Source organism: Enterococcus sp. AZ196, assembly GCF_050498845.1.
GTDB classification, from domain to species: Bacteria; Bacillota; Bacilli; order Lactobacillales; family Enterococcaceae; genus Enterococcus_A; species Enterococcus_A murrayae.
The window spans coordinates 279,182-298,869 of record NZ_JBIPAM010000002.1; the positions used below are offsets into that span (position 1 = coordinate 279,182).

Here is a 19,688-nt window from a genome sequence, read left to right on the forward strand (position 1 = left end):
TTACTTATAATATAGTTCTTCTAACTTAATCCTGAATAAATCGAAATAAAGTCCATTTTGAAATCATTGTACTTTATCTGATCCAACTTGCTATATCAATAGTTACTAAAAAAACAAATTAAGTTCGAAAAAATTCACTTATCTTTCACTTTCAACTTACATAAGCATTTTTAGAAAATTGGATGCTTCTAGCTTCGCCAAATGGCTTCAAATCCTGGATAGTTCAAAATCATTTAGAAAGAGTTTAGGTAAAAAATTTTACTTTGCTCACTTTACGTCTCTTTTTTTAGTTGTTGGTAAAGATAATTTATCGTTTCGTTGATACTGTAATTTTCCCATTTTACTAATTTTTCTCCTTTGTAATCGCTCACCGCCAATAGAATTAGTTGGCGGTGATTGAATGGTGAAGTTCGAGCTTGTATTGCACCAGCCAAATCTTTAGGATAAACTCTATTTTCCTTTAAAGTTAATATCATTCTACAGAGGGTTAGAAGTACGTTCGTTTCATCACCGTCATAATGAGTTAAAAGGTCGCTAACCGAATCCATTATGGCTTTTTTAACATCTTCAATAGGTATTTCAGGAATAATTTTTTCTAACTCAAAGCTTCCTAAGAGCCTCTTATAATGTTTCCTTGACTGATATAGTATGATTGTTAGATCTGCATTCTGTTCGTTGCTTGGGACATATCCTTTTTCATAGTCCTCTTGAAGCCACTCGCCATAAATGAAGTCTTGATATGGTGGATACTCCCACGTTGCTATTTGTTTTGCAACAATTATTATGATTTCAACATATCTTAATGCGTTATTCTCTCCAATTTTTCTAGATAATGGCTTTATTTTCTTTATTAAACTCTTTTTCGTTTCCTTACTAAGCTTTTCAGAAACGACGACTAAGATATCTATATCACTATTTTGTTTCAAACCTCCTAGCACAGCAGAACCACATAAGTATATTCCAAGAATTCCTTCAGATAACTCCTGAGAGAGTAGCTGAAGGATACTTTCAATTTGTTTATCTGTTGATATAGAATGATTCATATCTATCCGTCCAATCTAATTTATAGAATATCAACGTCGAAAAACACAGAATCCCCTGTCACTAAGTCATTGAGTAGTGAACATTCAAAAAAAGTAACATTGATTTAATGTACCGACCCCAAAAGTTAGACCAAAAATCTAACTTCTGGAGTTCGGTACAAATAGCTATTACTTGTTGTCATTTATTGAAAATACTTCCAAGGAGCTGCAGACATCTCCCCAAATTGATTAAGGAAATTAGCCGCATGGAACCCATCACAGACGGCGTGATGAACCTGCAAGGATACAGGAAGAAAGACGCGCTCGTTGCGAAAAATAAATTTTCCTCCGGTAACGATTGGCAAAAGATACGGCGTGCCATTCGTGACATTCAAATTGAAGCCTGTAAAAGAAACCCAAGGGATCATCGAGATACTCAGGACATTTTCAGGCACAGAGGGCTGCGGAAATAGTTTCCCCGTAGCGCTAAATGCAGCTACGTCCGTTAAATAGTTTTGCTTAAAGGTATTAAAATCAGCAGAAAAGTCGGTGGATAAGGTTGAAAATTGATGAGTCTCTTCGGCAAAAATCGTATAGAGGGGGACTAGTTTGTCCCAGTACCCTAGCCGTCCCTTCTCATCGAAGCTCATCCGGTAGTGACTATCCTGATTGGCAATCGTTGTCAAAAGATAAATAAAGCCTGGATAAAATGAGTGATCCTGTTCCTTCAAATAGTGGTACAGATTCGTAATATCCATCTCGTTTGTCATGCTAAAGGATGTTTTTTGAGCCAAAAAATGGTTGAAGACCTCAGTTCTTTCCCATTCTGATAAATTGATTACAATAAATTTCATTTCAGCTTCCTCCTAATAATCTATTCATGCCTTACTAGGAGGAAAAATCATCTGTCTTTTTCAAGGGGCTCAATCCTTTCTTTTCTTCCTATTATTTTACCAGATGATGGAGAAGAAAAATGTTCGAATAATTGACGGATAGCGAAAAAAAAGAGATGCCCAATGAATCGGTCATCTCGTTTGAACGGAAAAGCTGTTGCTTAGATTGCTTTTGGCTAATAGGTAGCCTCTGCCCCAGATCGTCTTGAGCAATTCTGGATCATAGCCGGCGATTTCCAGCTTCATTTTGATGCGTTTGATCAGGACGGATGCCTGAGACAGGTGAGAATTATTCGGCGCCTCATTCCACAAGTGGGTACACAGAGCCTCGCGTGAGACGACCTCGCCTTGTGCTTGGATCAAGCAGTCCAGTACAGTCAGCTCGCGATTGGAGAGATTGTTTTTCAGGTTGTCTATATTCCCTGATTTTGCTTGCCCTGAATAGAGAACAACGATATTGGGTTCTTCTCTTGGGAGTGTCACTAGCTTTTCAGATAGCTGTTCCCGCAGTACATCGATCGATTGATCGGCGGTGATCCAGTCATTCAGGCCTAGAGCTCTGATCTGCTCCTCTTCTTTTGCGGAAGGAGGCGCACCTAGTTTGCGTAAAAGAATGCGTTCCTCTGATCGCAGGTTCGGTAGGATCACTTGGATCTCGTTATCTGAGATCGTTTCGCTGATGATGACCACCTGATAGTTGGCTAAAAATTGGTCCAGCCATTCCTTCTGCTCTTTCTGGTCATACTCGCTGATTCGTAAACGGTCAAATAATTCTACTGAGCAAAACACCTCGTAGTTCAGATGCTGAAGACGTTGCTGCAGTTCTTGCTCGATGACCAGATTCTTGGTCAAAATCAAAATTGGTCGCATGCCTTGACCCTCTCCTTCTTTAAGGGAGCGAGCACTCGACTCACTCCCCCAGGTTTTAATTTCCTAAAAAGTAATTCAACTGTGTTTGCCAATCGAGGTATAAGAAGATCGCGGCGGCAATCGCCAATAGCATGACGAACAATAAGCCGCAGTCGACGAGTAATACCATCGATTTCTTCCCATGCTCTATTCGTAATCGGCTGTCCTTGATAAAGAAAAGCAAGAAGCTGATCAAACCGATCAACGCTATCGCTCCAAAGACACCCAGCCACATTGGAATCGTCATCTCTTTCTTTCCCCCTTCACTAGAGTGTGTCGTCGAGACTCCATACTAGATTTCCTTTGTAATGTCCCACTTGATTTTCGGGAACACGGAGCTTGACACTATTCCAATCGATCTCGGTTCGGAACAACCCCTGTGCATCTGTTGAATTCGCTATTTCCCACATATCTTGTGCAGGATCACCAGAATTAAAGCTGATTGTTCTTGGTGCGCCTCCGTTACTGTTGTTTCCCCACGTTGCCCCATCATCTGAAGAATCCTGTAAATTGATCTTCATTGATAAGATTGCCCATGGCATTACAATACTTGGATCATCTCTTCTCTTCAGCTGTTCTAGTGAAGCTGTCAATTTCCACCTTTTTGTCGTGTCGGTGTTATCGATAATCAAATGGTTTTTCTGACTCGCCGCTGAGAGATTCGCGGTCTGCGCGTAATTTTTGATTTCCAACAAGCCAAAATCAAGTTGTGGTGCATCGATGATTTCCAGTGCTGGTGGCGCACCTAACGTCGTGAACTCTTCAGAAACGGACCATTCAGACCAGCCACCTTTATTTTCAACTTGATAACGTACATGATATTTGGTACTCGCCTTTAACTTATTAATTTTGAAGATACCTTTTGTACTCGATTCATCAATTGATTGATTGTCCAAACTAGGAGTTGAAATACTAGTAACATCCGTCCAGTTCGGAGCTCCGTCTTGCTTTATTTGAACCTTCACTTTATCTGGATGTGCTGGATCTGTTCCTACAGGGCCAATATCATATATACCTGACATGGTTGCTGAAGCGCTGTATTTATCCGAAGCAGGATGAATAGTATCTATAACAGGCTTATTCACTGAATTCAAAGTGTAGAATGTTCCTACTTCAGAAGGAATATATGTTCTACCAGCATTTTTTAAACTAACTATAAATTTGTAAGTTGTCCCTGTTTGCAAACCATTAAAAGTTAATCCATTATAATTCCCATTACAGGTCGTATCATGCCCTAGATTGTACGTCCAATCTGTCCATGATTCTGTTAATGTATTAGAGAATTTTATCCATCCTTTATTTAAATCTGACGAATCATCTGAAACATGCCCTGTATATGTCCCACTATTCATCGTAATGGACGTGGTTGTAGTATTCGTCTTGTTAAAAGTCGGAGCCAATACTTTTAAAGGTACGCTTCTAGTCGTAAAAGGATAATATACGGACCATGGAGACCATTTATTACTAGCATTTTTCACACGATACTTTGTAGAGTAAAGGGTATTCGTTTTTAAATTCTTTAATTCGTAGGAAAAAGTTTTTGTACTTGTATTTATTACTGGAGAAGTAGACATATTTAGCCACTTTCCAACGTACGGGTCCCACATCTGAGTTTCTACAATCGTTGGATGCGCTGGCTTCACTCCGACATTATAACTTGCGGTAATTTTTGCTGATGCATTTTCGGGAGTAGTCGGTGTGCCCAATGAGCAAGAACTAGGTTGTTCTACACTATTTGGTGTATAAAAAACTCTATTCCCAGAACGAACTTCGTTGGATAACCAATCTTTTAATATGACTCTAGCATAATACTCAGTCCCAGCAGTCAATCCAGATACGTAAGTTTTGAGACTGCTACCGTAGGTCCCTCCTTTACTCTTTGAATGTTCCAAGTTTGTAATGTGGTCAGTCCAAGATGCTCCATTGTTAAGTGATAATTGGAGTTTACCATCATTTAAGCTATCCGAAATATCTCCACTATACGTCCCTTGAAGCATATGGACAAAGTTTGGCTGCTCATCAGTAGCTTCAAAATTTGGAGTGGAAACATTAGTTAGATCAACAACATTGGGAGCAGCAAATGTATAATCAATATAGACATTTGCACTATAATTGTAATCCAGTTCATAACGAAATCTGAATGTATTGTTAACTGGTATATCAGATATCACTATAGTTGTAGTATTATCTGACCAAGCATCACGGGTTACAAAGCCAGAGCCGCTTTCAACAACTCTTACACTTCGCTGATTAGAGAAACTTTTCAGCTTTCCTTCAGCCTCTGTCCCTGAGAGCCTAGATAAATGAGAAGCAGTCACATTACCTTTAATGGTTCTGCTCCCGACATTCCCCCAGCGAGTGCCACCAAAATTGAAATAGAATCCATATCCACGACTATCAATCCCAGTGGTCGCCTCGGCTACGCTCAGTGGTAAGTTGTTTACACCGTAACTACGATATTTCCAAACTAATTTAAGTGTTAATTCAACCTTGGTCTTACTCGTATACTTCGCGGATACTATAGGTCGATTAATTTCATTATGACTAGCAGTTTGACCTTTGTAAAAATTGGATTCTGCTGGTGTTAGGATAGCAGAAGCCATCGGCATTATCCCAAGTCCACGCTGAAACGCATCCATATAATTATTTGGCATTTCTGGAATTCGTTGATTATTTATCAAAGTTGTTAATTCCTTCGTTGCTTCCTTTGGGCTCTCAACCATTGGCGCTGACTCATCTTTTTGACTATCTTCCTCTGAGTCACTATTTATGGTCGATTCTTCTAACGACGATCCCTTTTTATCTGTAGAAACTTCTGTCTCCGCTGTCGAAGTAGATGATTCAACTGTGGGTACGGATTCCTCTTCGACTACAGTTACTGCTCCAAGCTCTAAAGAACCTTTTTGTTGCTGTTCATCCTCTGATCGATTAATTACATAATCTGCAACTAATCGATAATGATGTTCGCCAACATCTTCTAGCGTTTCACTAAATTCAAAAGTATACGGCTTTTGCGAAAGGTGAACCCCTGCCGGATCAATCGAAAAAGTATGATGATTCTTCCATTCTCCATTTTGATCCTTTCGTTGCAACATCAATGATTGGAGTACGGTTTCACTTGGTTCATTTTCTTGAATCTCCGATCCAGCAGAAACGGTTCCACGGAAACGAACTTCCTTTTTAAGTTGCTTTTCCTCAAAAACCACCGCTGGAACAGCCGAATCATCCTTAGTTTCTTCCCACAACCTATTATCCTCATAAGCCAAATCGTGCTTCGGTTCTTCAATTTTTGCTGTTGGAGCTTCTGGAACACCTTCTTTGGAAGATTCGACTGTTGGAATCTCAGGCCCAACAGAAGAGGTCGCTTTTTTCGATTGTATTGTACTTGGTACTGTACTGACTTCTTCGCTTGATTCCGAATTCGCAAATGCCGCACCGCTCAGAATAAAGGTACTTGCTAATAAATACCCTACCAATGCGGTCCGAATCGCTTTCTGTTTATTCATCCTCATTCAGACTCCTCCCTTCTTCTGATTCTTCGTCTTCTTTGAATCGAAAGAATAGGAATAACCAAAACCAGCTGATCAAACAAAACAAGCCGATGTATTGAAACCAATGATTCTGGTAGGAGCCTGTTTGCGGTAAGCTCTTTCCTCTTGATTGGTAATAATTTCTTCCTGTTGTCATGGGTAGAACGTTCTCGATCGGTGCTTCGGGTGTTTCTTTGGGAACTTTCTGACTTTCTCTAAATCCGATTCCGACTGTCCCTGATTGACCCTCAGCTCTTGCGATGATCGGATTTAATAGGCAGAATACTACCATTAACAACAACCCTTTTTTTCGTATCACACCCCTCACTTCCTTTCCTGCCATTGTCGTTGACGATACACAAGCGAAACAATCAAGCTAACAAGAGCTAGAATCAGCAACCCAGCTACCCATGGCACCCATGATGGAACAACCACTTTGTAAACAGTCTCATCATTAACCTTATCTGCTTGTTCCTTGCCGATCGTGAATTCCTCTTCCCATTTCCAGATCCGTCCGTCTCCCTCTGCCTTCCCTGTGAAAATGTATGTTCCTGGATTAAACTTCTCTAAGCCTAGTGGAATCTCAAAGTCAAAATTCGAATTGGGGGCAACCGAAAAATTATCTATCTTATGTTTATCCAAGTTCTTTTGTTCACCCTTTTTACGAATATCACCTTGAATCTTCATCTCTTGCAAGACTTTCGGTTGATCATTCTGAATTCTCGCCGCAATGACTTTTCTGCCGTTAGAAAGCTGCAGCCCAACATCTTTCAACTTTAAGTCTGCCCCATGATAAGTCTGCCCCATGATTAAAGGTTTCATCGTCTTCCGTCAGCATCAACGCTACGACTCGCGCATACTTCGGAACCAATCCTGTTTTTTGCTTTTCGGCCATTTTGTCTCTTTTAACAAAGCGCAGAGACCCCAACTTTACTCCTTCAAACGCTTTTTCCGGCATGGTGATATCAAAGGAAACTAGCTTTTCCTCTTTATCCTTTACTGTGACTTCCTTCACACCGTCTTGCGGTTTGACCAAGCTAGTGATTGGGTTCTTCAAGCTTTTGTCTAGCTTAGGATTTTCTTTCGCGTAATCAATCGCACCCACCGAACTGCTCACCGCATCGTGAACTGCGACCATCACAGTCACTGGATCTTTTTGTAAGCTTTTGACTTTAACCTGAATCGTTTGTTTTTGTCCGGGCTGCATCGATAAATAATAGTAGGACTTTGTTTTGTCCAACTGATTCTCGGGAATCACACTTTCTATCGAAAACCCCATCTTAGATTCTGTCGAAGTGTCATCCGCATGACTAATAGTTGGAAACAGAAATAGCAGAAATAAAGATAGGCATGGGATGATTATCTGTCGTTTTTCTCGTCTCACCGTGTGTCCTCCTGAAAACTTGTCATGTCTATTCATCACGTCCCATTTCAATAAGAAATGGAAAAGGGAGAGGAAGTATGCCCTCCTCCCCCAATGAAGTAATAATTTAGATCGTATCGTCTAATGACCACGTCAGGGTTCCTTTATATTGCACCCCTTCTTTAGCAGCACTGGCCGGTACTTCCAAGTTGATTCCTGTCATTTCCATAGCGGATTTCCCTTGGAACGCATCTGTTGTACCAGTGACACCATCTTCCATCATCTGCGTTGCTGGTGCACCAGCTGCAATTGATTTTGCAGCACCCCCGATATTTGCGGTGCGCGCACCAGGTGCAACCACTGATCCAGGCGCTTCCGGTGCGTCCGTTCCTTGGAATCCTTGAAGAGCTGCATTAAATTTAAGCGTAGCTCCTGTTAATTGTTCGGTTGCCGTAGCGTTTTCCAAATCACTTAAAGCAACGGTTAATTTCCATACATTATCCCCTGGTGTTGCGGTGGCACGCTCATCACTGATTACTACATATCTGTTCTTTCCGCTTTTCTCTAGAAAATTATGTGTCGCTGTATTTACCTGGTTGTCATTTTTGAAATCCAAACTAATTGGCGCCCATTGGATTTTTAACGGTCCAGGACTTGGCCCAGGAATGTGATCACTAAATCCGATCCCAACCTCAGTATCTACCGTATCCACTTCTGCCGCTAGTGCTGTTCCTCCTGCCACAAACATTCCTAAGACGGTTGCGCTGGCCAACATGCCCGCTAATAATTTTTTCTTCATCTCTTAATCTCTCCCTCTTTTTTATTTTTTGAGATTTATATCAAAAGGCTGACTGCCGTTGATACCGAAAAATATTCAAAAATAGTACAATTACGTGGTAAAATGGCTTAATAGTCTGTTAATACTAAGTTGTTATTCTTTCCTGTTTTATTTAAAAATAAGTAGTATTTAAAAAGAAGCATTCTCAGTGCTTATTTTTTTGTTGACGGTTTGGGCTGACGGCTCGTTTTCAAATATTAAGAAATTTAAAATAACAAAAATATGGGTTTTTACGGTTTTTAATCTTAATATTTTCTTAACATTTTGGGATTAGTGAATGATTGGGATGCGAAATAAGTTGGATTCCATTGTTAGCGCTTACTTTAAAAAAGCAAAACAATTCTCCCCTATTGACTAGTTTTTTCGATTTTTTTAAATTTATTTCTATCAAATGACTATTTTCAGGTCTGTTTTATGAGTCCTTCGATCGCATAGACAGCAGTGATACGTTCTTCCAGCATGGAATCTGAGTAGACGTCCAGTGTCATTTTTGTAGATGCGTGTCCTAATAGGGCACTGACGGATGTAATTCCGACTTTGGCATCTAAGCATCTGGTCGCGAAGGTATGGCGAAGCTGATGGAAATGAATGTTTTCCAGCTTCGCCTTTTTTCGGATTTTGTGGAAGTAGTATGTTAATAGTCTTGGTTCACAGCCTTTTTCTTTTATAGAGAAAACATAGTCGCTAGTACTTTTCTCTTTTATTCTTTTTAGAACTCGTTTTACCTTTTGGTTCATCGGAATGATGCGATTGGAGGATGCGCTTTTGACTGAATCATAGTGCACAACTGTTTGATGTTCTTCCTCGTTAGTCAAACGCTGACAGGTTTGATCGACATAGATCATTCCTCTATTAAAATCAACCTTGTCCCAAGTTAATGCGGATATCTCACCGATTCGCATACCAGTATTTAAAGCAAGCGTCACCGCTTGTCCTTTGTCGCTTCCAATCGTCTCTACAGCTTCCATCAAGGTTTGCTGCTCGTCGACTGTTAGCGCATGGATTTTCTTCACTGCTCTTTTTGGTAATTGAACGGTATCACAAGGATTCTCCGCTATTAATCCGAGTTTTTTAGCATCATTCAATGTTTTTTTCATTAAGCAAATGATGATCTGGATGCTATTTGGAGATAAACTTGCATCACATAGCTGATTTACTAATTCTTGTATTTTTTCCGAAGTTAGTTGATACAACGGGCTTTCTCCGACATACGGTAAGATGTAATGACGCAGCTTGTAGCAATAGTCTGAAAATGTCGAAGCTTTGACCGTTGTTTGAATGCTTTTCTTCCAGCTAACGATCCATTCATCGTAGCTCATTAGACTTTTTCCGTATAATTGGAGCATTCTCTCCGCTCGCTGTTTTAACGGATACAGCTTCTCTCTTACGATTTGATAACTTCTGGCGTAGACATAGCCGTATCTCAATCGGCCGTCACTCTTTCGTCCAATCGCGTAGCGTCCTTCCCAACGACCGTCCTTTCTATAGTAAATGTTCTCGCCTTTGCGTACTTGCTCATTCATAAAATAACCACTCTCTCTATCCTCGTTGACGAGTATTCTTGACGACTTATTAATAATTCACTTTTTCTGTATACTTTCAAGATAGTTTCTACTATTTTCTAATACCAAAAATTAAAAACGAATTTTAATATTTAAATTAATATTGCAATTCCCTTTATAATATCTTATAATTTGTAATGTAATGATGGTGATAACAAAATATCAAGTGTTTTTTCTGGTTATATATCAGATTTCTTATTTTTAAATAAAACAGGAGAAATGAATATTTCTTATTTCTCAGAAAACACCTTATATTTTTCATATATGTATGGATATTCATTTTCATGATTTTCAAACACCAAAGGATGTTGATTCCTCTGGTGTTTTTTGATTTAAACAACAGATATCCGTCGATTTACACCCTCGTAATCCATCGGATTTTGTATTTTTTGCTCTGCTAAAAATAAAACCATATTTCTCTATCAATAACAACGGCCTATACCTATAGAGCTGATGCGAACACTTTAAACAGCACTAATAAAACGGCGTGAAATCTACATTTCTTCTTTTTTCTCATGGTTAATTCAGTAATAACCCAATTTTTTAATGTTTTTTTATTAATTTTTATAAAGAATATGGGTTTTTGTTTTATGTATACTGAAAGTATCAAGTTAAAGGAGTGTTGCACATGTCAAATGAAGCGGTAAATGGGAGATTGTTGTATAACAAAAAAATGTCTGAGGAGTGGTTAATTTTATTGGAGGATGCGCCTAATTTTAATCGTTATGATCTTAAAAAGCTTACTATCTTATTAGCAGCGCCTTGCGAGCTGGGAACGGTGATCTATCGGGACGAGCAACGGTCTTATTCCCCCCATAGTCCTCTAAAAACACTGGAAAATTTCTTTCGGACGCATCGTTTTTTCGATTACTCATTGACGCGTCGTTGTTTTGCGGCGATCGATGGTTTTTCTTCTTATAAAGTCCCTTTTCTGAACTGGCACTATGTTTTATTGCCGCTGGAGCAGCCGGAATCTTGTACATGGCTGAATCCATTGGATATTTACAAATTGAGTACGATTCGTGGGGTTTGTTTCGCGGAAATGACTAACGGCTTAGTCATAGAGATTCCTTCTCAGATGCGCAGCTTGGTCAGTCAAGCGGAGAAAGCTGTCTATGCGCTTTGCTACTTGCGTCGTGATTACTCGCTCACCTCAAATTATAACGGCGACCCGCTGGATTATATTCAACTGCCGAATACCCCTTTCGCCCAAAATTTGCGTAATCGTTCCCTGCTTCAGCATTGGGCTTCGGAGCGCGGTATGTTTCAACAACGCTATTTCCACGAAGCATTATTGAGGTCTCAAGAGAATCTTATGTAGCAGAAGAATGTTAGCGCTTTAAAAGCAACAGTCATAAAGAATTGCTTATTTCACATGCTAGTCACACGAAAGCCCTGCTCGGTCATAAGCAGGGCTTTTCTTATCGCTAGATGCAGCAACTACTTCGCATGTATTCCTGTTTAAGCAGTTACAACTTTATGCTTCATTTAACTGAAAAAACTTGGATCGGGAGTCTTCACCGGTCCAAGTTCAATTGACCTGTCCTCAACAGACAAGAACTATACTATTCTTCCTTGTTTTTCTGCAAGAGAAAGAGCAGTTGTTTCGCTCTCATTGACGCTAGTTCAAGATTCTGCTTGGCGTTTGCCAACGCTTCTTTTAAAGTGGATAGTTGAGCAACGATCGGGAGGATTACCGAAAGCCCTACTTTTTCAAACTCAAGCGGCTCTCCGCTGACTTCACCAACAAACGCAATAACGGGAACACCATGCTGCTTGGCTAATTTTGCTATGCCGACAGGGACTTTTCCTTGTAAGCTTTGGGCGTCCATTCGTCCTTCTCCGGTGATTACTAGATCGGATTGCTTTATTCTTTGCTCCAGATCAGTGTATTGAATAAGCAAATCTATCCCAGAAACGATTTGCGCGTTGAATATCGTTCTTAAGGCTAGGGCGATTCCGCCAGCGGCGCCATCTCCGGGTTGTGATTCTGAGCTGGCTAACAATAATTGACTGAGCTTATGGATGTCTCTCTCGAATTCTACTAATTCATCTGCACGTAACCCCTTTTGCTCACCAAACATATACACTGCACCTGTTTCACCAGTGATTATGCTTTGAACATCTGAGGCGATAATGATTTCCAATTCATTCAGTTCGTTTGGCAGGTGATCCGTTGAAATCCTAGCTATTTGTTGAAAATTTTCTGGGATTGGAGATACAGGTTGCTCTTCGTTGTCAAAAAATTCCACACCCAAACCTGCTAACATGCCTATTCCACAATCGATTGTACCCGTGCCCCCTAAGCCGACTATCACACGTCTGGCGCCTTGTTTACAAGCCGTCATTAGTTGTTCGCCTAGTCCAAAAGAGCTGGTCTTTCTTGGATGTGAGGAGATCGTTCCGTCCAAGAACTGGATACCGCACGTTTGCGCAGATTCGATGATCGCAGTCTTTTCATCTGCTAGCCAGCCGTATTGAGCGTCTATTTCTGCTCCTTTAAGGTCATGGCACAGCGCACTTTTGATCTGCCCATTTCTACTAGAGACGAAGGCTTCAACCGTACCTTCCCCGCCGTCTGCGATCGCGATCGGTTCTACGGAAATTTTCTCATCTTCAAAGGTATTTTTTATAATCTGATTCGCTTCCTTACTGGTTAACGAACCCTTCATTGAGTCGATAGCTGAAATAATTTTCATTTTTTCACCTTTATCTATAAAGAATCTGGGCAACTGAATCATCGCCCAGATTCCCTTTTTATTGTTCTAAATCAATAGTTATGACTTCATTTGCTGACAATTCATTTTTATCGCTGTGTATTGGCTCTTCCTTCAAATCATAGAAACTGCTGGACTTTGCACCTTCTAATTGTAACACTTCATTACCTTCAAGCGGATTAAAGAATCGGCCTAATATCTTTTCACTATTTTCCGCTTTTTTTACTGTGCTTAAAATGAGATGCTCATTTTTCTGTGTGAATAAAGAGTAACGGTTAGGCGAAACCACCTCTGCTTTGTTCAGCTTCATTGCGTTATAGCCCATTTGATTATACGCTACGAAGGGCGTCAGATATTCCTTCGCATGTTTAGCAGGATTGGCTTGAGCTATCGGGCCATTGGAAATGACTAACCCAAATTCTAGTTGGATCTCTCTCAACATTTGCGAGTCTGGTGTTGGAAGCTTGATGCCGGAAGGTCTGCCTGGTCGACGGACCAAGTTCTCTTTCCCTAAGACACCAATACTTCTAAACAATGTAATAGCGATACAATCATTTTTTTCTCCAATGATCTCATATTCTCTGGAGCTGTTCGTTAAAATAGCGGCTGTTCGTTGTTTATTTGAGAGTGAGACATTCGTTAGAAATGGGAAGATCATATCTGGTCGCTCATCCCAGTCTTCTTTCTCCCAAACCTCCATCGCTTGGTCATGGACACCCCGACGAATGGTTCCAAATTGATTATCGGCAAAGGAAAATTGAGATTCTATCCCTGTCGGAAAAATAATCCGGGTTCGATGATCCTTACATTGGTTATCTACTCGTAAAGTAAGGCGAATACTATCGCTAGCTTTTGGCAGCTCTATCTCTAGATTGACGCTTACTTTTCCAGTGTTCTTTCCTTGTTTTCGTTCTTCCAAATGCTTTGGCAAACACCATTCATAAGCTATGTTTACTGTTCCTGCGTAGCTGTTTTGACTATGTTCAACCGTTGCCTTCACTTCATCTTTTGACAAAATTGGCCGATCATTTTCTAATGGTGAAAAATCATACTCATCTCCATCATCTGCCACATCCTCTAAATAGAGCATCTCAGAAAATTCTTCATTGGAGGCTTTATCCAATAACGTGATCGTGCCATTTGGATTGCCCCACAGCTTGAATCGATCATTTTCGATACAAGCGCTGGATACTGCTTTTTTCATCGAAGCTGACTCAGCACTTTGCTCAATATACAGGGTCTCATACCCCATTGCTGGCAATTCCTTCTCGAAGGAAATCGTAAACTTCACAAAGGGCTCATAGTTCCCATAGTGTACTATTTGACGGTCAATCAAGCCGGGATCTATGATTTCTTCATTGAGAATATCAAAATCCACTGATTTCCCATCAGAATCAAGCAAATGGAAGGACGCTTTTTTTGTAATGATCGTTGTCGTTAGTGTCTCTTTTCTCTCATAAGGCACTAGATTAAATACTACTAGCTTCTCCGTACCTTCTTTATCAGGCGTTCCCTCTGATAGTTTGCGTTGATAAAATTCAATCAACCGATCTGTTCGTTCCTCTGCGTTTACAAATCTAGCCATTATTTCAAAATGCGCTTTATCCGAGCAGCAGCAGCCGATACTATCATGAGCATGATTCTTCATGATTTCCTTCCAGATACCTTCGATTAAACCATGATGGTATTCATGACCAAGCGAGTAGGCGATCGATGCCAGTGGTTCTAAAATATTCGTGAGCTTATTTTCGATTCTCGCATTCGCTGCTTTAATATCCATTCTTGTAGAAAAAATACTGCGATGAACACGGCTATACTTGCCGTCGATAAATTCACCCTTGATCCGCGGTAAATCCAGCTTTTTCTCTAAAATATCAAAGACGTTCTCATACCGGCTCAAGAAAAATTTGCGTTCAGGATACAGCTCCTCTAAACTTTCGATTACTTGAAAGATATTTTTCTGGATAGGCATTTGATCGTGCCCGTTAGGAATAATTTCTTCATCCGTAGTGGCTCCGCGGTCTAAAACACCAAAGTACTTATCCATTCGTTCTTTTAATGGTTCTTTTTCTGTAGGAAGGTATTTCCCAATAGCATAACCAAGGGGAAATAATTGAGTGAGAACTTTTGATCCGGCGCTTCCTTCCCAATAAAATTCCGTTCGATCTGTTCCATGTCGTTCCGAAACTCCTCGCCAAAAAATCACTCGTTCAATATCAAATCCATTTAAGATTTGCGGCATTTGGGCACTTTGTCCAAAGGAATCCGGCAAATAACCGATCATCATAGGATTTCCCAGTTTCTTGCTATCTTTCAAGCCGTACAGCAGATTTCTGACGATCGATTCGCCTCCCACAACCAGCTCATCGGTTTGTGAATACCAAGGTCCCACGATCAATCGACCTTCTTGAATAAGTCTTTTGACCCGCTCTTCCTTCTCTGGACAAACCGCGAAGTAATCTTCTAGTAGTGCCGTCTGTCCATCTAAAACATAATAAGGATAGTCAGGATTGTTCTCTAGCATATCTAAAATCTCGGACATGTTATTTACTAATAAAATCCTTGATTCTTCTGTTGTAAAATACCACTCACGATCCCAATGCATATGAGGTACGATGTGTACGTTTTTCATAAAATCTGTCAGCCTCTTCCTACTCGCTTACCGTTGCTTTGCGTAATTTTTGTTGTCTTGTTGCAATCAATAAAATTGTTGAGATAGCCGCTCCGATAATCGCAGCCCCAAACCAAATGAGTGCGCCTGTCACACCACTGTAGCTTCCTTCCAATAGGAACATGGAGAAGATACCTGCTCCAGGAACATTTAATCCAAGTCCGGTATAGGCAACGATAGCCCCAGTGACGATTGAGCCGCCAATGAATGAACCGATCACTCGAATCGGATCGCCCATAGCAAAAGGAATCGCTCCTTCCGTAATACCAGCTAATCCTAGCAGCCATGTTTGGTTTCCAATTTCTCTCTCTTGTTCGGTAAACAGGTTTTTCTTCAGCAAACACGCTGCTGAAAGTGAAAACGCAGAAACCATTTTTACTGATGCAAAGGTACAATAAGGAATGAAGTTTCCATTAGACATAGCCGCTATACAAAACGCGTAAGCTGCTTTGTTGACTGGTCCGCCTAAATCGAACGACACCATCGCCCCTAGCACTGCACCTAATAGCAACGCGTTGCTTCCTTGCAAGGTATCCAACCAGCCGATCAGACCATCATTTAGCGCCGCGACTGGCTTTCCGATTAGAAACAGCATCACTACTCCTACAACTAGTGAACCGACTACAGGATAGATCCAGAATGTTACAAATCCGGAGAAAACACCGTTGGCATTGATATTCTTCTTCATCCAATTCATCAAGAAACCCGCGAATAGGCCGGCCAACATTCCTCCGAGGAATCCGCTGTTGATTGTCATAGCAGCCAAGCCGCCAGCAAACCCAGGCGTAAGACCGGGCTTATCCGCGATTGAGTAGGCCATATAGCCGGACAATACCGGAATCATCAAACTTCCTAGTAGCCCACCACCTAGACCTTTTAATAGAAACAACCAACTGCCTTCTACTGCTGCTAAATCCTGCAGGCCGAATAGTTGAGTAATCAATACCGCAACCGTTGAGATCATCCCGCCGGCAATAATGATCGGGATAATATATGAAATACCTGTAAGGATGGAGTCCTTGATCTGCTGCTTGATTGATTTCGCAGATTCGTCTACCTCTGTGAAATCTTCCCCCGGCTCCGAGCTAGGCACAAAATTCTCCGCCTTTTTCAGCAGGCGATTGATGATTTCTTCAGGATGCTTGATTGGTTCTGCGACAGTCGTGTCGATTTTAGGAATATTGGCAAACCGTTCCATCCCCTTTAGAGAGACATCGTGAGCCAGAATTATCCCGACTGCTTCATTCACCTCTTTGGGTGTGATTCGGTCTTCAATTCCTTTTGCGCCCTGCTTTTCGATTCGTGCTTTATAGCCCAGCTGGTTTGCTGTTTTAGTGATCGACTCCGCTGCCATATAGGTATGAGCAATTCCCGCAGCGCATGCGGTGATTCCAAGAATCAATCCTTTTTCTGCTTCAATTGACGGACTTTGCTCTTCTTTTTCATCTAATAGCGCGATTATTTCCGCTCTTTCCCCGGCGTTCTTAAAACGCTCCAAGTATGCACTATCTGATAATCGACCAGCCAATTTCGCCAGAATGTCCAGATGAGTACTCCCAGCTTCAGATTCGGGAATTGCTAACATGAAGATCAACGACACTTGGTTATTTGGGTCTAAGCTCGGATAATCCTTCAACGGTTTTCTCAATCTGACAACCGCAAAAGAGGCTTCTAGTACAGCAGAAGATTTTCCGTGGGGAATAGCCAATCCATTTTCAAATCCGGTAACTGAGATTTTTTCCCGATCATAAATAGCCGCTAAAAACGACTTGGGATCAGAGACCTTTCCCTGTTCATACAGCTTTTGTGTCATAAATTCAAAAACTTCTTCACGCGTCTCAAAGTTTTGATCTAAAAAAATAAGTGCTTGTGATGTGGCGTTTGCTAAGTTCATTTGAATTCCTCCTTTTCTTATTAGAAATCTAGCATATTCCCAAAACCTGGTTCGTATTTCTAATAAAAATAAACCCCTTTCATAACTTTGATAGAGGTCTTTGTGTAATATTACACGGATTAGTTCTAAATTTCGGCATACGCCTCCATGAGACTGTTCATAATAACTAGTATCGGCGTCTTATCCGTAATGTTGTAATGATTTCTAAATACTTCAGGAGAATAGCAAAACAAACTAATATCAGCCAATTTCGCAAGAGAATTCGCGCTTAATCCCGTTAAGGAAACGATTGGATGTCCATGCTCCTTGGCAAGCTTGGCTAATTCTAATATTTGATCTTTTTCACCTGACAGACTGATAAAGAAGAAGATTTCATTCGTCGAGTGCTCAATTTTATGCCGCAGCTCATTTGCGTAGGTATAAAAAAAGGCCTTATCTTCTATCGCATAAAAATTGTCGACAACGATTTTTGTGGCATAAGCTGTCTGGCCGATCGCAAAGAAATTAATGCGGCTTGCGCTGCTGAATAGCTGAGCAACCTGTCTCTCACGTTCTGAATCAATCAATTCAAAATTTCTTAACAGCAGCTCTTTTTGCTGGTGAACAATTTCAATTGGTTCGTTGATTTCATGCTTTAGCTCATTTTTTAGTTCTGAATATCCCGAATACCCTAGTTTGTGGCACAATCGGGTGATCGTATTTGGCGCTGTGAAAAATTTTGAAGCCAAATCAACAATTTTCATTTTAGAAACCACCGATTTATGCTCACCAATATACCGAACGATCTCATCCTCCAAATCTGTAAAACGATATTCTTGATTAATTACTCGTTGCTGAAACTCCATAGCTTACCCCATCCTCGATTTTTTCCTATTGCACAAGCCCTAACTAGGTCTTTAACGCGACTGTAAAATTGATATTTTAAGTGTAACACATAACGTTTGCTCATAATAAAACTAAAAAAAAGCAACGATTTGATGAAAAATACAAAGCGATCATTGCTTGTCCTTTCCCTTTACATACCTTCTCACTCTCACCATACGAATATTACATTTCCATCTGAAATTTGCAGTCGTTTCTTCTGCTTCACTTTTCAAAAGCCTATTCTAGCAGGATTTCGTCAAAAATAATCCTGTAAAAAGCCGCAAATTTGGCGGTCAAATGCAAATTTCAGGGGTTTGACCGAGTTTTGGTTTCTGGCTTATCGTTAAGTCACCGGCCGGTATAATAATGAAAGTGGAGGCAAATGATGATTCAAAAAATCGGGACAAAATTAAAGGTTCAGATCCATACGGCGAATGACGAGAAATTACAGAACATTCATTTCCAGCATGTCGTCGATGCGCCCGCCGAAAGTGCTGTGCTGACCTTAGGCGAGATCGTGACCGCCTTATCCTCAGAAGGCAGCACTTTGGATGGTGTCGTATTAACTAGTCAATCACGTGTTACGAAATAATTCATGAGGACTGTCCAACGAGTGGGGAAAATCAACACTCTTAGTCTCTCTCACCTGCATCGTTGGATCGTCCCTTCAAAAAAAAGGAGGAGGACAGATAGTGAAGCTAGTCGCAAATTTTACATCTAGTGGGGGAAGCAGCCAAACCTTGACGCTTGCCGACCCAAATAGGAGCTATACACCTGCTCAGCTCAAAGGGCTCTTGATGCAAATCGGCCCCTTAGATCTCTTCAGCAAAGATGGAAATACTCTCTACGACACAGTGGAGAGTGCCATGTTTGTAGAAACCAAAGAAACGATCCTTTTCTAATCATTGAATTCTGAGGCGGTAGTCATCTGCCGTCTCAGGCAGTACATAGATTTAGCCTTCAGAGGAGATGCGCAATCCTCTGGAACAGCTTTGATTTATAAAAAAATTAAGGAGGAAACACCCATGAACGAACGACCATTTACAGCTAAACAGCTATTCAGCCTGAAAAAGAACACCCTTGAAAAACGCATCAAATCCTATTACAAGCTTTCTGGAGATACCGACAGCACCGTCCAATATCTCATGGCACTGCAGGTCCGCGATCGCTTAGGCGACAGCGAGTTTCACCTGATCTTAAAGGAAGTCGTACAGCACCTGTTTTCACAGCGAAAAGTGACCAAGATCATGAAAAAATTCTTTTTCCACTTCAAGCACTACTTCTTATCAAAGGAATGGAAATACCTAAATCTGCGGGTCTTCCCTGTCCGTCAATACGCCGAAAAAGCGATCACCGCCGTACGCAATCGCTTATCCGTCAGTCCGCTGTTTGGCAGCCAAGAAGCCCAATTCGAGTAATCAATAA

The 19,688-nt window shown here is 40.8% G+C and carries 18 protein-coding genes; 4 read left to right on the forward strand and 14 right to left on the reverse strand.

Annotated features, from left to right (window positions below):
- Positions 1-272 precede the first annotated feature (272 nt).
- From IGI67_RS19100 to IGI67_RS19145, 10 genes are all read right to left on the reverse strand, one after another.
- Entirely contained in the window at positions 273-1,043 is a 771-nt protein-coding gene (locus tag IGI67_RS19100) for an aminoglycoside adenylyltransferase domain-containing protein (RefSeq protein ID WP_429958878.1), read from the reverse strand.
- A gap of 182 nt (positions 1,044-1,225) precedes the next feature.
- Positions 1,226-1,876, reverse strand: a complete 651-nt coding sequence (gene catA, locus IGI67_RS19105) for a type A chloramphenicol O-acetyltransferase (protein WP_207108450.1) — start codon at positions 1,874-1,876, stop codon at positions 1,226-1,228.
- Positions 1,877-2,047: 171 nt separating this feature from the next.
- Positions 2,048-2,785: a winged helix-turn-helix domain-containing protein gene (locus IGI67_RS19110; RefSeq protein ID WP_429958879.1), complete on the reverse strand. Its 738-nt coding sequence runs from the start codon at positions 2,783-2,785 to the stop codon at positions 2,048-2,050.
- 55 nt (positions 2,786-2,840) lie between these two features.
- Complete coding sequence (locus IGI67_RS19115) at positions 2,841-3,071, reverse strand: hypothetical protein (RefSeq protein WP_207108452.1); 231 nt, start codon at positions 3,069-3,071, stop codon at positions 2,841-2,843.
- A gap of 19 nt (positions 3,072-3,090) precedes the next feature.
- Entirely contained in the window at positions 3,091-6,336 is a 3,246-nt protein-coding gene (locus IGI67_RS19120; RefSeq protein ID WP_429958880.1) for a hypothetical protein, read from the reverse strand.
- Positions 6,323-6,673, reverse strand: a complete 351-nt coding sequence (locus IGI67_RS19125; protein ID WP_429958881.1) for an LPXTG cell wall anchor domain-containing protein — start codon at positions 6,671-6,673, stop codon at positions 6,323-6,325. Before IGI67_RS19125 ends, IGI67_RS19120 begins: the two co-directional genes overlap by 14 nt.
- A gap of 5 nt (positions 6,674-6,678) precedes the next feature.
- Positions 6,679-7,128, reverse strand: a complete 450-nt coding sequence (locus IGI67_RS19130; protein WP_429958882.1) for a DUF3324 domain-containing protein — start codon at positions 7,126-7,128, stop codon at positions 6,679-6,681.
- Positions 7,100-7,738 (reverse strand): DUF916 domain-containing protein, encoded by a 639-nt coding sequence (locus IGI67_RS19135; RefSeq protein ID WP_429958883.1) that lies wholly within the window; start codon positions 7,736-7,738, stop codon positions 7,100-7,102. Before IGI67_RS19135 ends, IGI67_RS19130 begins: the two co-directional genes overlap by 29 nt.
- A gap of 106 nt (positions 7,739-7,844) precedes the next feature.
- Positions 7,845-8,516, reverse strand: a complete 672-nt coding sequence (locus IGI67_RS19140; protein WP_429958884.1) for a WxL domain-containing protein — start codon at positions 8,514-8,516, stop codon at positions 7,845-7,847.
- A gap of 440 nt (positions 8,517-8,956) precedes the next feature.
- Positions 8,957-10,078: a tyrosine-type recombinase/integrase gene (locus IGI67_RS19145; RefSeq protein ID WP_429958885.1), complete on the reverse strand. Its 1,122-nt coding sequence runs from the start codon at positions 10,076-10,078 to the stop codon at positions 8,957-8,959.
- A 667-nt stretch (positions 10,079-10,745) separates the two neighbouring features.
- Between IGI67_RS19145 and IGI67_RS19150 the strand changes: the two genes are divergently transcribed.
- Positions 10,746-11,438, forward strand: coding sequence for a hypothetical protein (locus IGI67_RS19150; RefSeq protein ID WP_429958886.1), 693 nt, complete (start codon positions 10,746-10,748; stop codon positions 11,436-11,438).
- 244 nt (positions 11,439-11,682) lie between these two features.
- Here IGI67_RS19150 and IGI67_RS19155 read toward each other — a convergent pair whose 3' ends face one another.
- The 4 genes from IGI67_RS19155 to IGI67_RS19170 form a co-directional block, all read right to left on the reverse strand.
- On the reverse strand, positions 11,683-12,816 hold the full coding sequence (locus IGI67_RS19155; RefSeq protein ID WP_429958887.1) for a glycerate kinase: 1,134 nt from the start codon (positions 12,814-12,816) through the stop codon (positions 11,683-11,685).
- 58 nt (positions 12,817-12,874) lie between these two features.
- A complete protein-coding gene (gene mngB / locus IGI67_RS19160) occupies positions 12,875-15,466 on the reverse strand; it encodes a mannosylglycerate hydrolase (protein ID WP_429958888.1) in 2,592 nt (863 codons plus the stop codon).
- Positions 15,467-15,485: 19 nt separating this feature from the next.
- Positions 15,486-17,399, reverse strand: a complete 1,914-nt coding sequence (mngA, locus tag IGI67_RS19165; protein WP_429958889.1) for a PTS 2-O-a-mannosyl-D-glycerate transporter subunit IIABC — start codon at positions 17,397-17,399, stop codon at positions 15,486-15,488.
- 125 nt (positions 17,400-17,524) lie between these two features.
- The gene (locus IGI67_RS19170; RefSeq protein WP_207109478.1) at positions 17,525-18,244 is read right to left on the reverse strand and encodes a MurR/RpiR family transcriptional regulator; all 720 of its coding nucleotides are present in this window, start codon (positions 18,242-18,244) and stop codon (positions 17,525-17,527) included.
- 404 nt (positions 18,245-18,648) lie between these two features.
- Here IGI67_RS19170 and IGI67_RS19175 point away from each other — a divergent pair, with 404 nt between their 5' ends.
- The 3 genes from IGI67_RS19175 (at position 18,649) to IGI67_RS19185 (ending at position 19,681) form a co-directional block, all read left to right on the forward strand.
- On the forward strand, positions 18,649-18,855 hold the full coding sequence (locus IGI67_RS19175; RefSeq protein WP_207109525.1) for a hypothetical protein: 207 nt from the start codon (positions 18,649-18,651) through the stop codon (positions 18,853-18,855).
- Between the two features lie 100 nt (positions 18,856-18,955).
- Positions 18,956-19,165: a DUF2922 domain-containing protein gene (locus IGI67_RS19180; protein ID WP_429958890.1), complete on the forward strand. Its 210-nt coding sequence runs from the start codon at positions 18,956-18,958 to the stop codon at positions 19,163-19,165.
- 123 nt (positions 19,166-19,288) lie between these two features.
- Positions 19,289-19,681: a hypothetical protein gene (locus IGI67_RS19185; RefSeq protein WP_429958891.1), complete on the forward strand. Its 393-nt coding sequence runs from the start codon at positions 19,289-19,291 to the stop codon at positions 19,679-19,681.
- Positions 19,682-19,688 lie beyond the last annotated feature (7 nt).

Excerpts from the sequence above, each read along its gene's own strand:
- IGI67_RS19100 (WP_429958878.1), bottom strand. The coding sequence starts at position 1,043 with ATGAATCATTCTATATCAACAGATAAACAAATTGAAAGTATCCTTCAG.
- catA (WP_207108450.1), bottom strand. The coding sequence starts at position 1,876 with ATGAAATTTATTGTAATCAATTTATCAGAATGGGAAAGAACTGAGGTC.
- IGI67_RS19110 (WP_429958879.1), bottom strand. The coding sequence starts at position 2,785 with ATGCGACCAATTTTGATTTTGACCAAGAATCTGGTCATCGAGCAAGAA.
- IGI67_RS19115 (WP_207108452.1), bottom strand. The coding sequence starts at position 3,071 with ATGACGATTCCAATGTGGCTGGGTGTCTTTGGAGCGATAGCGTTGATC.
- IGI67_RS19120 (WP_429958880.1), bottom strand. The coding sequence starts at position 6,336 with ATGAGGATGAATAAACAGAAAGCGATTCGGACCGCATTGGTAGGGTAT.
- IGI67_RS19140 (WP_429958884.1), bottom strand. The coding sequence starts at position 8,516 with ATGAAGAAAAAATTATTAGCGGGCATGTTGGCCAGCGCAACCGTCTTA.
- IGI67_RS19145 (WP_429958885.1), bottom strand. The coding sequence starts at position 10,078 with ATGAATGAGCAAGTACGCAAAGGCGAGAACATTTACTATAGAAAGGAC.
- IGI67_RS19150 (WP_429958886.1), top strand. The coding sequence starts at position 10,746 with ATGTCAAATGAAGCGGTAAATGGGAGATTGTTGTATAACAAAAAAATG.
- IGI67_RS19155 (WP_429958887.1), bottom strand. The coding sequence starts at position 12,816 with ATGAAAATTATTTCAGCTATCGACTCAATGAAGGGTTCGTTAACCAGT.
- mngB (WP_429958888.1), bottom strand. The coding sequence starts at position 15,466 with ATGAAAAACGTACACATCGTACCTCATATGCATTGGGATCGTGAGTGG.
- mngA (WP_429958889.1), bottom strand. The coding sequence starts at position 17,399 with ATGAACTTAGCAAACGCCACATCACAAGCACTTATTTTTTTAGATCAA.
- IGI67_RS19170 (WP_207109478.1), bottom strand. The coding sequence starts at position 18,244 with ATGGAGTTTCAGCAACGAGTAATTAATCAAGAATATCGTTTTACAGAT.
- IGI67_RS19175 (WP_207109525.1), top strand. The coding sequence starts at position 18,649 with ATGATTCAAAAAATCGGGACAAAATTAAAGGTTCAGATCCATACGGCG.
- IGI67_RS19185 (WP_429958891.1), top strand. The coding sequence starts at position 19,289 with ATGAACGAACGACCATTTACAGCTAAACAGCTATTCAGCCTGAAAAAG.